15 protein-coding genes are annotated in these 14,598 nt (G+C 44.5%); 4 read left to right on the top strand and 11 right to left on the bottom strand.

Translation table 11 applies throughout. The features are described from left to right. Positions 1–11: 11 nt before the first annotated feature. Positions 12–338 carry a chaperone modulator CbpM gene (locus AAEY79_RS04500; RefSeq protein ID WP_025652614.1) on the top strand — a complete coding sequence of 109 codons (327 nt, stop codon included), beginning with the start codon at positions 12–14 and terminating at the stop codon, positions 336–338. 90 nt (positions 339–428) lie between these two features. Here AAEY79_RS04500 and sstT read toward each other — a convergent pair whose 3' ends face one another. From sstT to AAEY79_RS04480, 4 genes are all read right to left on the bottom strand, one after another. Further along, complete coding sequence (sstT, locus tag AAEY79_RS04495; RefSeq protein WP_101211375.1) at positions 429–1,631, bottom strand: serine/threonine transporter SstT; 1,203 nt, start codon at positions 1,629–1,631, stop codon at positions 429–431. Between the two features lie 316 nt (positions 1,632–1,947). Further along, positions 1,948–2,439, bottom strand: coding sequence for a DNA polymerase III subunit chi (locus AAEY79_RS04490; protein WP_025652612.1), 492 nt, complete (start codon positions 2,437–2,439; stop codon positions 1,948–1,950). Positions 2,440–2,488: 49 nt separating this feature from the next. After that, positions 2,489–4,138 carry a leucyl aminopeptidase gene (locus AAEY79_RS04485; protein WP_201567532.1) on the bottom strand — a complete coding sequence of 550 codons (1,650 nt, stop codon included), beginning with the start codon at positions 4,136–4,138 and terminating at the stop codon, positions 2,489–2,491. A gap of 609 nt (positions 4,139–4,747) precedes the next feature. After that, a complete protein-coding gene (locus tag AAEY79_RS04480; protein ID WP_025652609.1) occupies positions 4,748–5,353 on the bottom strand; it encodes a cysteine hydrolase family protein in 606 nt (201 codons plus the stop codon). A gap of 544 nt (positions 5,354–5,897) precedes the next feature. On the opposite strand from AAEY79_RS04480, the gene lptF reads away from it, so the two are divergent. Both lptF and lptG read left to right on the top strand, forming a co-directional pair. Continuing rightward, entirely contained in the window at positions 5,898–7,178 is a 1,281-nt protein-coding gene (lptF, locus tag AAEY79_RS04475) for an LPS export ABC transporter permease LptF (RefSeq protein WP_201567530.1), read from the top strand. Next, entirely contained in the window at positions 7,178–8,410 is a 1,233-nt protein-coding gene (gene lptG / locus AAEY79_RS04470) for an LPS export ABC transporter permease LptG (protein WP_201567528.1), read from the top strand. Before lptF ends, lptG begins: the two co-directional genes overlap by 1 nt. Positions 8,411–8,531: 121 nt before the next feature. Here lptG and AAEY79_RS04465 read toward each other — a convergent pair whose 3' ends face one another. Then, the gene (locus AAEY79_RS04465; protein WP_101211381.1) at positions 8,532–9,140 is read right to left on the bottom strand and encodes a class I SAM-dependent methyltransferase; all 609 of its coding nucleotides are present in this window, start codon (positions 9,138–9,140) and stop codon (positions 8,532–8,534) included. A gap of 108 nt (positions 9,141–9,248) precedes the next feature. Between AAEY79_RS04465 and AAEY79_RS04460 the strand changes: the two genes are divergently transcribed. Then, a complete protein-coding gene (locus AAEY79_RS04460) occupies positions 9,249–9,479 on the top strand; it encodes a hypothetical protein (protein ID WP_037031154.1) in 231 nt (76 codons plus the stop codon). Between the two features lie 98 nt (positions 9,480–9,577). Here the strand turns inward: AAEY79_RS04460 and AAEY79_RS04455 are convergent, their stop codons facing one another. The 6 genes from AAEY79_RS04455 to AAEY79_RS04430 form a co-directional block, all read right to left on the bottom strand. After that, entirely contained in the window at positions 9,578–10,255 is a 678-nt protein-coding gene (locus AAEY79_RS04455; RefSeq protein ID WP_025652604.1) for a cupin domain-containing protein, read from the bottom strand. Between the two features lie 310 nt (positions 10,256–10,565). Beyond that, positions 10,566–11,303 carry a hypothetical protein gene (locus AAEY79_RS04450; protein WP_025652603.1) on the bottom strand — a complete coding sequence of 246 codons (738 nt, stop codon included), beginning with the start codon at positions 11,301–11,303 and terminating at the stop codon, positions 10,566–10,568. A gap of 54 nt (positions 11,304–11,357) precedes the next feature. Beyond that, complete coding sequence (gene xerD / locus AAEY79_RS04445; RefSeq protein WP_037025884.1) at positions 11,358–12,296, bottom strand: site-specific tyrosine recombinase XerD; 939 nt, start codon at positions 12,294–12,296, stop codon at positions 11,358–11,360. Between the two features lie 38 nt (positions 12,297–12,334). Continuing rightward, positions 12,335–13,555 carry a class I SAM-dependent methyltransferase gene (locus tag AAEY79_RS04440; RefSeq protein ID WP_201582613.1) on the bottom strand — a complete coding sequence of 407 codons (1,221 nt, stop codon included), beginning with the start codon at positions 13,553–13,555 and terminating at the stop codon, positions 12,335–12,337. A 111-nt stretch (positions 13,556–13,666) separates the two neighbouring features. After that, positions 13,667–13,993: a sulfurtransferase TusA gene (gene tusA / locus AAEY79_RS04435; RefSeq protein ID WP_352287413.1), complete on the bottom strand. Its 327-nt coding sequence runs from the start codon at positions 13,991–13,993 to the stop codon at positions 13,667–13,669. A gap of 76 nt (positions 13,994–14,069) precedes the next feature. Further along, positions 14,070–14,549, bottom strand: a complete 480-nt coding sequence (locus AAEY79_RS04430) for a hypothetical protein (RefSeq protein WP_352287410.1) — start codon at positions 14,547–14,549, stop codon at positions 14,070–14,072. Positions 14,550–14,598: the final 49 nt, after the last annotated feature.

Raw genomic sequence — 14,598 nt, 5'->3', positions numbered from 1 at the left:
GGATAATAATTATGAAAAACTCGCCTGAATTTACCGACATTATCATGAGCTTAGATGAGCTGGTATCCGCCTGTGGTCAAGAGCGCCAATGGGTCATCGAACTGATTGAAGAAAACATCATTGAGTATGATGTGCCAGAGCATCAGCAATTTACCGGTTATCAGCTGACGACTGTGCGCCGTGCTTCGCGTCTAAGTCGCGACTTTGAAGCCAGCGTACCAGCGATTGGCTTGATACTGGAGCTATTAGACGAGGTGGAACAACTACGTCAACTAAAACGTCAGATAGATCTACAGACGCCAGTCATTGAAGTGGATATTGAACACTTGAAGCAGTAGTAAACAGCAGACAATAAAAAGGGCCTCACTGATTAAATGAGGCCCTTTTCTGTTTGTGGTTCTTAATTTATCAATCTGAATATCTATCAATTAACGCGAATATTTAGGATCAGCTGCTGCGGTAAATAGTACGTCAGTCGATGAGTTCAGTGCTGTTTCTGCAGAGTCTTGAATAACACCGATGATAAAGCCAATTGCCACCACTTGCATGGCGATTTCGTTTGGAATACTAAACAAGCTCGCCGCCAATGGAATCAGTAACAATGAACCACCAGCGACACCAGACGCACCGCAAGCACTAATGGTTGCCACCAGACTGAGTAGCAGCGCTGAAGCGAACGTCACTTCGATACCCAAGGTATGAGCTGCAGCCAGCGTTAAGACGTTAATCGTAATCGCCGCGCCTGCCATATTAATGGTCGCGCCCAGTGGAATCGTTACTGAATAAGTGTCTTCATGCAGACCCAGTTTACGTGCAAGGTTCATATTGACGGGAATATTGGCCGCCGAACTACGGGTAAAGAAGGCGGTAATACCAGATTCGCGCAGGCAAGTGAATACCAGTGGGTAAGGGTTTTTGCCCGTCTTAATCAGCACGATAATGGGGTTGGCGACCAAGGCGATAAATAGCATACAACCGACCAGTACCATTAAGATACGCGCATAACCCGCTAATGCACCAAAGCCTGTCTCCGCGACGGTATTGGCAACTAGACCTAAGATACCAAAGGGCGCTAGAGCAATGACCCATTTCACGACTTGTGAGATAGCATCCGCAAAATCACCGACGACAGTACGAGCCGTATCACTGGCTTGACGCAGCGCAAAGCCAATGATGATTGCCCACGCTAATATACCGATATAGTTGGCTTCAGCGATGGCGTTGATAGGGTTGGCAACCAAATTCATCAGCAAATTGGTCAATACCTCTTTGAGGTTCGCCGGTGGTACTTGCTCGATAGTAGCATTCACTAACGTCAGCTCGGTCGGGAATAAGAAGCTTGCGCCCACCGCAGTGAGGGCGGCCAAAAAAGTGCCGAACATATACATAATGAGCACGGGCTTGACGAAGACTTCATTGCCACTACGATGCTGACTAATCGCTGCGATGACCAAAATAAATACCAGTATCGGCGCCACCGCTTTTAGTGCACCCACAAATAGCGTACCCAATAAGCCTAGTGCTATACCGGTATCTGGTGCCAACCAACCAATTAATACCCCTAATATTAAACCAATAATAATGAGCGGCACCAGCCCTATACGCTGGTACATCGCAATCAATGAACGCATCTATACAACCTCGAGTTAGTCGATATGGTCGAAGCATTTGTAAATGGTTACGGCGTTACCCTCGCTTCCTGTACCTAAGTGTACGATTTGCGCTCGGTTGCCTTGTAGCCACTTAAAACAGTTTCGACGATAAATAAGACATTTATAATGAAAACGGAAAACTAATCGAAGGATGGTAGCATTTTTTAAGATAAGCGCCTACCTTTAACCCATACCTGTCTAAGCAGATAGGAGGGCGTATAGAGCTAAGAGCATAGCGTTGTATGAGGAAGATGGAAGCATTTTTATCGTGAAAAAATAAAAGAGATATTAGAGGTTAGACTTTAAAATGAGTCAGCTCATAGCCTAATTGTTGATAGTGCTTATATTTGTCACGACCTTGTTGCACACTCGTCGCGTCAGGTTTAATCAGCTCAAGAATACGGGTAGGCTGAGCATTACTGGTCGCTTGCATAAAGGTATTCACAGGCTGTGCCGTTGTATTAATGACGATACCATTGAAATCTGCTGGCATATAGCTGCCAAGCAGAACAGGCGCTAACTGTTCATTGGTAGCAACCTCAGTGTTATCGCTTTTAGCATTAGCACTTTCATCACTTTTAGCGAACAGGCGTTGATGCGGTATAAAACTCGTCGCCTCTTGTGCCCATAGTGCTTCATCAAGCGAGGATGATAATTCATCGTCTTTTTCAATAAGAATTAGCAACGACTGATTGCTTTTATTGAGCGCCGTTTGGGTCAACTGACAAATAAAGCCCAAGAAATCTTGGGCTTTACTGTCGCTTAATACATAAAAGCTAACTTTCATAAACTGATTTTCATAAAGTAGTTTTCATAAGTTGGTTTTCGTCAACGGATTAGACCATATTCGCGCTGTTTTTTAAGTATTGCATAAATAGCGGTACAGGGCGACCAGTGGCTGCTTTATCTTTACCCGAGTTCCATGCCGTGCCAGCGATGTCTAGATGTGCCCATGCTTGACCTTCTTCGACGAAGCGCGACAAGAAGCATGCAGCAGTCACTGCACCTGCACCTTTACCACCGATGTTTTGCATATCTGCGATAGGCGAGTCGATTAATGACTGATATTCATCATCCAACGGCATATGCCAAATGAGATCACCAGATAGGTTACTGGCATTTTCTAAATCAAACAAGACATCTTCATCATTACTGAATACAGCTGAGCGTACATGACCTAAAGCAACGACACAAGCACCCGTCAATGTGGCCACATCGATAATGGCTTTTGGCTGATAGCGTTGCACATAGCATAAAGTATCTGCCAGTACTAATCGACCTTCCGCATCGGTATTTAAAATTTCAACCGATTTGCCGTTCATGGCTTTTACGATATCACCTGGGCGCGTTGCATCACCTGATGGCATGTTTTCCGCACAGGCGAGCGCACCCACAACGTTAATCGGTAGACGCGCTTCACATAGCGCTTTAATCGTACCGAGTACCGACGCTGAACCACCCATATCAAATTTCATCTCATCCATCGCCGCACCGGGCTTGATTGAGATACCACCTGAGTCAAAGGTTACGCCTTTACCGACCAATACGATAGGTGCGTCATCATTGGCAGCTTGCATGTCATCGTTGTTTTTAGCGGCTTTTTTGTTAGCCGCTTTGGTTGGTAGTTTATCCGCCAAAGCTTTGAGACCGCCCGTTACTTTTGCGCTGCTAAGGGTAGATTTACCAGTGTTGGCACTGAATTTTGACTTGCCATAGTATTCCATGATGACCAGCTTACCTTCTTTAGCAGAGCCTTGTGCCACAGCTAAGAAGCAACCCATGCCTAGCGCTGACATTTCTTCTTCACCCAATACCGTAACTTTTAATAAGTCAGGATAGGTTTTTGCCAACGCTTCTGCTTGCTCTGCCATATAGGCAGGGAAGCAGATATTGCCAGGTTCGTTAGCCACGTCGCGAGTCAAACTTTGACCGGCAAAAACTGACTGAGCAAAGTCCAATGCTGGCTGTAGTGATTCATCAGCAACTAAATAGATATCGGTTAATTCTGGGGTACTTTGCTCAGATTTATATTTATCAAAACGATAAGTCGCTGCCAACAAGTTAAGCGCGAATTGACCAAACTGGTTTTCTTCCAGCGCGTCACCTAAGGCAACAGTAATAGAGGCTACCCGTTTTTGTGTGCTGCTATAGATGGTTTTGGTGATTTTTTGCAGGATGGTATTGTTGAGTTTATCAACGTTACCGACACCGACCAACAATAGCTGGACAGGGTTTTGCTTGGTGGTTTTTTTATCACCCGCTAAGGCATAGTCGATAACCGTTTCACCAACTTTACCGTTGAAGTGAGAGACTTCAATCAATTGCTCAATACGAGCGCTATAGTCTGCCAACACTGATTCAGCAAGGATGTTCTTTTTATCATCCACTAAGACTACCAAACAGGCTTCGTCTTTGCTTTTGGCTTCTTTTTTTAGAATTTTTTGAGTATGAGTTTTTGGTAGGTGCTGAGATAATTTAATATTCATATAGTTATCCTTATTAGAGTTATAAATTTAGAAGTATAGTCAATCCTCTATAAATCAGCTACGGCGTTAGGCTCGCTCAGTCTACTATTTGTAGTACTTTCACTCGCCTTCCTTGTATCTAAATTATAGTGAACCGACTATACAAATAAGTGATGAAGATAATATCGGCATTTTGCTACTTTCATAGCACATCGCTATTTTTAAAATAAAATTGTCAATGATGACTTTTCGTCATTGATCTTATATTGACCTTATGCAAAAAACTGGTCAATCAAAATAACGAACGTCAGTTAGGGTGTTGTTGTCCGCGATGAAACGGATTAGCCCATTGATTATTATTGTAGTGTAGCATATCAGCTAATTGCTGCGCAGTTGGCAAGGGTTAGGTAATGTTTTCTTATTTTTTTGCTGCACTATCTTACTAGGGCATATAGAATATTCGACTACGCCGTCATCAATAATTGACACTGAATCGGATGTAGGCAATCGTCATGCTATTGCTAGTATGACGATTAGACAGGGTAAAAAAGCAATGTAAATAGTGCTCTCACTATACTGTAACTTAGCGGTTTGCTACTTATCTGATCTATTGGTCAGTCATTAATAGAATTAATGGTTAACCAAATCGTCAGTCGTTACCAAGGCTGCAAATCTATCTTGCAGCGCTGCCATAGCCGTATCATGCATCACTTCCGCGCTAATTGTCTCTCTTTTATAATCAGGCAGCGCGCGCGTGGCACAAGCATCATGACAAACAAAATTATCAAAGCCTAGATCAAATGCCGCTCTGACGCTAGAGCTGACACACATATGGCTCATAAAGCCCGCAAAAATCACCTGCTGCTTACCGCTAGCAGAGATAAGCGCCTGTAGCTGAGTATCATAAAAGGCATTAGGATGCTTTTTGGTAATAATTTTTTCACCGTCTAGCGGTTTTAGACCGTCAACGATCTCGACGTTGGTGGATAACGGGTCAAAGACCTTGCCATTGTCTTCGCCGTGGTGAGCGATATGAAAAATAGGGATGTCTTGCTTACGAGCTTTATCAAGCAAGCGCTGCGCATTTGCAAGCGCCCTGCTGCCCGCCTGACCTAACGGCATAGCGCCATCAATATATTCGTTCTGATAATCAATAAAGACAACTGCGCAATTTGACCAATCAAGGGTATCAAATTGACCGCCAGCCAGCTCAAGTAGGGTAGAGGGAGTAGACATTATATTTATGCTCCAATGGGTGTGATACATGTATGAGTTTTGACAATCAATCAGTCTAGCAATTAATCTTGCTCATATTGGCGACTTGATACGAATGACAAACAAACCTTTCCAAAAATAAAAATACCGTTTAATTAAACTGACGTAAGCCCGCGTCCAGAGAAGTCTTGGTCTTTTGTGTTTATTGACTGCTGGATACGGCTCATTGGCTATTGGCAACGTCTACCAATGTTTATCAATATCTATTAGTGATGAACCACGTGTCGCCAGTAAGGGTTGGGTGATTTTTTAGCACACATTTCACAGCCATTTTTTATCAAAATATGCTAGCATTAGCGGTTATCTTTATCGCTTATATTGATAGGTTCTGACTTATAAGTGGTACCGTTACGTTTATATTTATTTAAGTGTTGGTTTGCTTATATATTGGGGTCGCCTTACGTTGGTAGCGCCTCCTATTACGCTTGCCTCTGTTACCCAGCACGCGATACATCGTCCGCATATTCATTATTAAAGAGTACCTATTGTGATATTACGCCGCTACATGACCCAACAAGTTGCCTCAACCACCGCTTTGGTATTGGGGTTTTTGGTGGTGATGATGCTTGGCGGTCGCCTGATACGTTACTTTGGTATTGCGGCTGAAGGTAATCTGGACGTCAGCTTATTATTTACCATTATTGGTTATAACTTACCGTACTTTTTAGAGCTGATCTTACCGTTGGCATTTTTTATCGCCTTAATGCTAGTGTTTGGGCGTTTATATGTCGATCAAGAAATGGCAGTTATCAATGCCAGTGGTGTCTCGCGTGGTAAGCTGGCTCGGCTGATGACGCCATTAATATTGGCCTTATTCGTTGGTGAGGCAGCATTGTCAGTGGTCGGTAAGCCGTGGGGTGTGCGCTCATCTGAGGCGGTGTGGCAGCAGCAGGCCTTTACCAGCGCCTTTGATTTGATTCGCCCCAATGAGTTTATCAGTAGTGGCAATTATCATCTGTATGTCGGCAGTCTTAGCGACGATAAAAAACAGCTGCAAGATGTGATACTCATTCAGTCTGAGCCAGAAGCAAAAGGCAGCAGCAAAAAAGCCGCCGCGATGGATGTTGATAATAAGATTGATCCTGCCACCGCAGAACAACTAGACATTCCAGATGTGCCGCAAGCGCTGATAAGCAAAAGCAATAAAAATATCACTAAAGACACCATTACTTTGGCCAAAAGAGCCGAACAAGTGCAGACGGGCGACAAGGGTGTGACCCAATTGGATTTATTCCAAGGTCGGCGTTACGAAGTCGGCGCGGGCAGTCTCAAGTATAACCAAGTCGGCTTTGATCGCTACCGCATTACCTTGACGGAATCGGCACAAGAAGTCATCACCGAAGACAATATCGAAACCCAAGCAATTGGCCCCTTATGGCAAGCGGCAAGCGGCAGTGCTCAACTCGGTGGTGAGAGTGCGCTGCGTGCAGCACAAAGTGAGATTGGCTACCGTTTTGCTCTGCCGTGGCTGATGATTATCGCGCCGATGCTCGCCGTCCCACTGGCGCAAGTACGTCCGCGTCAAGGACGTTGGCTGCGTTTGTTTCCTGCCATCTTGTTATTCGTCAGCTGTGCTTTAGGTATTATCTCGCTAAAGAGTGCAGTGAGCAAAGGCACGGTTAGCGTCTGGGCTTATACTTGGCTCATCCTAGGATTTATGGCATTGGCGCTCTATATGAATTGGGGCAGTCGGGTGCAGCATCGTCTGCGCTTTCGCTTAAAAAGCCATACGCCGGTCGCGTTGATTGAGACTCAAAGCAATGGCTCACAAGGAGGGCAGTCTTAATGCGCTCTTTATTTTCTAAATCTCAGGCATCTCGCTCACCAAACTTTACAGCTCAACTCGCCAAAAAGCCTGATACCTTAACCGTGCTCAGCCGTTACGTAAAATTGAATGCCTTGTTGGCCATTATCGGCGCAGTCATCGGTTTGTGGGCGCTACAAATTATTTTTTCTTATTTGTCAGAGCTGGATTCGTTAGACGAGAGCTATACGATGGGCGAGGCGATTAAGTATATCTTTTATCGCTCGCCTTACTTTTTAGAAGAGTTTATACCGACTGGCGCTCTACTCGGTGCGGTCGTTGGACTAGGGTTGCTAGCGAATAAAAGTGAGCTGGTCGTCATGCGTGCCGCTGGGGTCAGCGTCTATCGTATCGTTGGCTGGGTATTGCAGCCTGCTCTGATTTTTGTGTTACTCGCTTTGCTCATCAACCAGTTTGTCTTGCCGCATTCCAACCAATTGGCGCAAGAAATTAACGATGAAGACAACAGCTCATTGATTACCTCGGTACGTGGTTATTGGACGGTGCAGCCACGCTTTGAGAGTTCGGGGACTGGTAATACAAAGCCAGATGGCAGTGATATTCTGTATATTGATTATGCTGATGTAGAAGGGAATATTGGCACCGTTAAGCGTTGGCATTTGGACAATAATGGCAACTTACAAACGGCTGTCCATGCTGAGGGCGGACAATATACGGGTCGCGAGCCGATAAGTACGAATACCGCCAGCGACAAGCCCAGCGAGCAATATCGCTATGAGTGGCAGCTCAACAACATGACCAAGCTCAGTATCAATCAAGGCTTTGAGAGTAGCCAAGCCACCTCGCCGTCGGATACCTTAAGCCTGCCTTTCGCTCCCGAATCGGTCTATTTGTTGACCCGTGATGCCGAAGATTTATCGCTGACTCAGCTTTACGATCACCGCCAGTTTATGCGCCAACAAGGCCAACGTTCTTTGAATCATGAGCTGGCATTTTGGCAAAAGCTGCTGTCACCGCTGTCGATATTGTCGCTGGTGATTGTCGCTTGTTCATTCGTCTTTGGCTCATTGCGCACCCATAGCTTGGGCTTGCGTATCGTCGTGGCATTATTATTTGGCTTGCTGTTTAGTTATCTTCAGGATTTGGTTGGCTTCATCTCACTAGCCACTGGATTTTCGCCGCTACTGATGGTGATATTACCAATTATTGCCAGTGCGGCATTGGGTGGGTATTTACTTAAGCGGCAAATGTAATCCTACAAATGTAATTTTAAAAATATAACGTCAAAAATACAGTTCTAAGAATTTAGCCATAAAAAATCCCGCTAACACATCATCATGCTAGCGGGATTTTTTGTTTGTTTTACTCTGGCAGTTAATCTTTGGTCGCCATGGTAATCGTATAGGTCTTACCTTGCTTGACCTTGTCGCTATTGCCGAATACTTCGGTAAACGAACGCTTCACGAATTGGCGCAAACCATTGATTGTCACCACATAAAAACGTCCACCTTGACGCATGCGTGCATAGGCATCGAGGAAATATAGATAATGCTGCTCTTTACCTACCTTCGCTGGTAAGTTCGACATCACCAAGCTAAAGTCTTTGTCCTTTGCCACATGGTTAAAGCCATTCGATAAATGCACATCGACATTTTTTAGACCATTCTTCTCACAATTAAGGCGGGCATATTCTACTGCCATAAAGTCTTTATCAATCAACGTATGCAGACCATTCGGACATTCACGCGCCGCCGTCATGCCAAGCACGCCATAGCCACAGCCCAAATCGATCGAATCATCATCCGCTTCAAAGTCCACATAATCAAGCAGCATCAAGCTACCATCATCGAGCTTTTGCGGTGAAAAAATACCCCACGTCGTCGCAAAATCAAACGGCTTGCCCAGCACATCTTGGCGAAAGTTAATATCTTCGCGCCAGTGTCGAGCATTTTTCAATAATTCAGCAGAGGGTTTATGACTCATAGGATTCTCGGATATTGGATAAATAAAATGGGGGTGCGCTGCTCAATCAGACAACTTGCCAATCATGACGCGCTTTATTGAGGCTATTGTAACGACAAAAGGGCAGGTTTGCAGCTATCGATTGATAGAATTATATCGTGGGAAGTCGTTATTGCAAAAGTTGTGATGGGAGCTGATCGCGCCTTCTGCTTGTATCTGTACCTCCGAGCGGGGCGGTCACTATTGGCTGATGGTATTCCTGCTCAGCGATACTACCCTCAGCCAAGTGACGCAGCCCGCTCAGATGCACAGGATACCGCGACAGTCACGGCTAAAAAACCTAGTTTGATTCAGGTTTAGATTGTTGTTGAGATAACAAGTTATTATAGGTAGGCTGTGCCATGCGCACCTTAATCAAGATAATATCAAACATCGGTGCGCGAGGCGCACCCTACGGCTCATTGAGCATCAATCCCAATGATTTGTGATAAATGTCCAGTTTTTAGATACACCGTGGCGCCATTTGCTCCTGCTGTTATTTGCGATGTCGCATCGACGGGCAGACGTATCCAACCACCGCTCTGATAGGTTTGTCCAGCGTCTATCAGCGTACCCTCTAGCACCAATATCTCAGCACCTCCTGCGATGGCATCTGCAAACAATACCTCACCTACATTGATACGTTGCAAGCTCACTTCTTCTCTTATATCTGAGTATAAATGACAAATCTCACGACCGCCTTGTGCTTGCCAGTTAGCTGCATCGTTGGTATTGATAGCGACATGCTCAGTCTCGTCGACTGTCATCTGCCAAAGTTTAACAAAAATAATAGCACCTTCATGACTATAAGGCTGGTGCCCTGAGGTCGGTGGGTTGCGTAAATACCAACCAGCAGGATAATGGTTGTTATCAGCTGAAAAAGTGCCTGATAGTACCAAAATCTCCTCGCCACCTGGGTGCAGGTGATGCGGAAAATTTGACTCAGGGGCATAGCGTACGATACTGGTCGCACGCGCTTTTTCAGCACCAACGCGGTCAAGCATCACGCGCTCGACGCCGTTTTGTGGTGACTGAACCCATTGATAGTGTTCAGCTGCTAAGGCAGCACGGCAGGAGAAATCTGCATTGATGAGCATAATGTAACTTCTCATTAATTATGATATTGCTTGGAATTATCCTCTGATTTTTCAAAATAGACAAACCAGATAAACCTATTATCAACGTAAGTATTTATCATTAAAAAGCTTATTGTGTCTAGCGCTGTTGCTCTTGCGTCGGGATACCGCTACCGAATTTGCGAAAATGCGAATTCCCTTGAGCTCGGACGAAGCAGTACTTCGTTATTTCCTCGCTCAGGTTAAACCGCACCGCAAGTCAAAGCGTTGTATGATTACGAAATTTGAAGAGGATTAGGGTGTGCCTATCGAGCCACAGATAAGATAATACTTAATTAAAACTTTTATTACTAATATGGCAAATATAGCAACGTATGCCATCTGACATCATTTCTAGACTATAATTCACAGTTCTGAACATTGGAGGTTGTAGTTCAACAGGCACGATAATAAAGGTAGAATCGTAATCAGCTATAGCCTCCATATTAACGTTGAGAGGTAGAAGGATGTTTAAAACATGTAAAGCTGCAAATGCTTCAAGTAAATTTCCTAAATTAGCTTGGTTAAATTTTTCGTATCTTTGATGCTTTACACCGTTATATTCGCGCCACCAACTGCTCAATCTTTCACGATTTTTCATAGATTGAACATCTTCATCCATTTTTACTTCCCCTGTTTTCTTACTTTTTTCTTCTATTTCTATTTCATGATTATAAAACATATTTTCAAAAGGCTTAAACAGCAGACTTTCACCAGTGATATTTAAAGTAACAGCAGTATTTCTCACCTCGGGAAAGTGGTCAAATAACATATCCATATTTCTACTAATACTAGAGCTTTTAGACTTACCTTTATTAATAAATTTATATATTTGCTCAAAGACGCTCTCTGTTTCAACACAGATAGCGAAATACAACTGCATGTTTTTAAGTGAGTAAGTATGAAAATTCGATTGAGTTATAGCAACGTAATCACTTATTTCTATGAGAGACTTTTCTAAGGATAAATAGTGTAGCCAAAATGGATTCAAATGATTGAGTTTCGTACTACCGCTTACTTTTTCCTTCATGTTTTATTCCATATAAAATTAATAACTATTAAAAATAATTTTTTATTTGAAACTTTAACCTCTCGGATGATGCTCCGCATGCAGCTTCTGCAATCTCGCCGTCGCCACATGGGTATAAATCTGCGTGGTAGATAAGTCACTATGCCCAAGCAACAACTGTACGCTACGCAAGTCCGCACCATGATTTAGCAAATGCGTGGCGAAAGCGTGGCGTAGGGTATGCGGCGATAGCTCTTTATCTATACTGGCAATTTTGGCGTACTTCTTTAATAAATACCAAAAGTTCTGCCGCGTCATATAGCCGCCTTGTGCGGTCAAAAACACCGCTTGGCAATTCCCCGATTTCAGGTGAGCAATCAAATCACCACGAGCATGCGTTAGATAATCTTCCAGCGCATCCGCTGCATATTCACCTAATGGAACCAATCGGGTTTTATTACCTTTACCGGTGATTTGTAGCCAGCCTGAATTTAGATTCACTTGTTCCAGTGACAGATTAATCAACTCACTGACCCGTAGACCGCAGGCATAGAGCACTTCTAGCATGGCTTTATCACGCAGTCCGAGCGCCGTGCTGGTATCAGGAGATGCTAGGAGATTATCAACATCGCCCTCGCTCAAATCCTTTGGTAATGGACGCCCAAGCTTTGGACTTTTAATACGCTCACAAGGGTTGTCTTCACGCAGGTTGCTAGCAATCATCCATAGATAAAACTGACGCAAGCTTGAGAGCATACGCGCTTGAGTACGTGGCGTTTTGCCGTCTTGGGTAAGCGTTGATAAGCAGTGCAGCACATCGTCGGGTTGCCAGCGTGTTAGAGCGATAGGATTGGTCAGCTCGCAAGAGCGCAGGTCGCGCACATAGGCATTACGCGTCCGCGTGGCTAGACCACGAGCCAGCATCGCTTGACGAAACTCGGTGATATAAGTAGGTTCATCATCAACGGCTAGCGCTTTAGGTTGGCGCTGTTGTACAGCACGGTCGCGGCTCATAATTTGATACTCAATGATTAATTATCAATTATTAAAGATTAGGCAGGTACTAAACACCATAATGAGGTAATTTCCGCACTACGCGCCGCATAGAGAGGATCAGTATCATCTTGGCTGCGACCATGCTTAGGTTTTGTATCGAGGCGGTATTTTACTTTTAAATCGCTATCTGCAAACCAACCTAATAATTCCTCACGAGTACGCAGCTGCAAATGCTCAGCCAAATCTGACAGAATTAACCAGACTTCTCCTTGCTCAGCTAAATGAGTTTTCGCGCTCTGCAAAAACCCACGCAGCATGGTGCTATTGGCATCATAAACAGCGTACTCTAAAGGCGAGCTAGGCTTGGCAGGTAACCAAGGCGGATTACAGACAATTAAATTAGCGAGTGGCGCATCAGTCGGATACAAATCAGCTTGCTGCAACTGTACGTTAGTGAGTTTTAATCGCGTAAAATTTTCGCTAGCGCAGGCTAAAGCCCGTGGATTTAAATCGGTGGCAATCACATGATTTACACCGCGCTGCGCTAAGATAATGGCAAGCAAGCCTGTGCCTGTGCCGATGTCATAAGCGATCTCATGAATGGTCGGCAGCGTCGCATCGAGCAGTAGCTGCACATACTCATGGCGGGTTGGTGCAAAAACGCCATAATGCGGGTAAATCGATAGACTTAAGCTTTCAACTGGCACGCCTTTTTCGCGCCACTGCGCTGCACCTAACGCCCCTTGCAAGTCACGAAATGAAAGTACACATGATTCATCAGCCGCGTTGTCTAACTGGCCAAAAGCTGCTGTACAGGCCGCGCTGACATCAGGGGCGCGACGCAGATGGCTGACATAATTGGCATCAAGCTCTAGTAGCAAGCGACTTAATATACGCGCACGCTGTGCTTGCATTTGCCGTTGTTGATAAAACAAGTTAGGTAGTTCTTTAGAGTTGACCGAATCAGACTCTGCGTTAGACTTAGCAGATTTATTAGCCGCTTTCTTTATTTTGCGCTGCTCAGAGCGCTCATTGGTACGCTCGATACGTCGGTTGAGCGCTTGTAGCAATTGCTTGGCATTATGAAAGTCACCGCGCCACAGCAGTGACGTGCCTTCGCAAGCCAAGCGGTACGCCTCATCAGCGGTTGTTTTGTCATCGACCAATACAATACGCGCAGGCGCTGCATGATTGCTCTCCGATAACCAGCGGGCACGACGTAAGGTTTCATTGCCATTTTCGTGCCACTGTACGTACTGCTGTTGGGTTGCTAACACGTTATCTACCTTTAATTTGTGAATGATATGTTTTGTACAAAGCAAAGATATCTTTGTGTTTTTGATGCTCTTAAATTATTAGTGCAAGGTCAACCGCATGCGTTCAAGCTTTCAAGCGCTCTTTTTCTTCACCAAATAACGATAAAGCGTGGCGCTGATAGGCGCGTTATTATCGTCAGCAACTGTGATTTCATCAGAATCGACATTTAAAGGTACATTTTCAGCAAGGGTTTCTTGCTGGACAAGCTCATGCCCTAAATGACGGCAAAAATTAGGAATATCGCGAGTGGTTGCAGGGTCAGTGGCGAGTATCTCAATCACCTCGCCCGCATCAGCCTTACGGATGGTTCGATGCAGCATCATGACAGGCTCAGGGCAAATAAGCCCTTGGGTGTCTAAATGATGATTGATCGTCGTTTGTGTCGTAGAAGTGGTCATAATAGTCATTTGAATCACTAAAATATGGTTAAAGTTTTTTGTGCTTTATTCGTTAGGATGTTTTTATCAGCGTACTTTAGTTATTTTCAGTGGCTTCCGCGTCTTTTTCAGCGTCTAAAAAGTTAAAGAAGCGCTTAAAGCTAACTTTGAACAAAAAAGCCACGCCAAGCCAGCAGGACAGCCCTAACCAAGCGGTATCGGCAAATAATAGCCCGCCAAGTAATATCACCGTGGATACGCCAATACTCATGGCAATCATCGACGGTTGGTTTAAGCGATAACGATAAATAACCAACGCATCGTAAATGGTAATGGGAATGGTCAACGCCACTAAAACGTAGGGCAAGTTATAGAAGAGTTGATAAAGCAGCTGATTGTCATGAAAGGCTTTGATACTGGCAATGGTACCAAAGACCATAAAGGCGAAGATAGCGGCATAAATAAGATAAATCGCTATTTGATTCGCTCGCTGAGCGCCTTTGATACGAGCAATCGCAAGCGGCGCAAAGCCATGTTGCGATTTGTTTTGCAGAGACTGGTCTGAAACAGTGGTCATAATAATCAGGCATTTATCCGTGTAGAGTGACGATATGTCAAAAATTAGC

It is taken from the genome of Psychrobacter sp. GW64-MNA-CIBAN-0177, from assembly GCF_040309585.1.
In the GTDB taxonomy this organism is placed as follows: Bacteria; Pseudomonadota; Gammaproteobacteria; order Pseudomonadales; family Moraxellaceae; genus Psychrobacter; species Psychrobacter okhotskensis.
The sequence above is the reverse complement of the archived record's forward strand: the minus strand, read 5'-3'. Positions and strand labels throughout refer to the sequence as shown.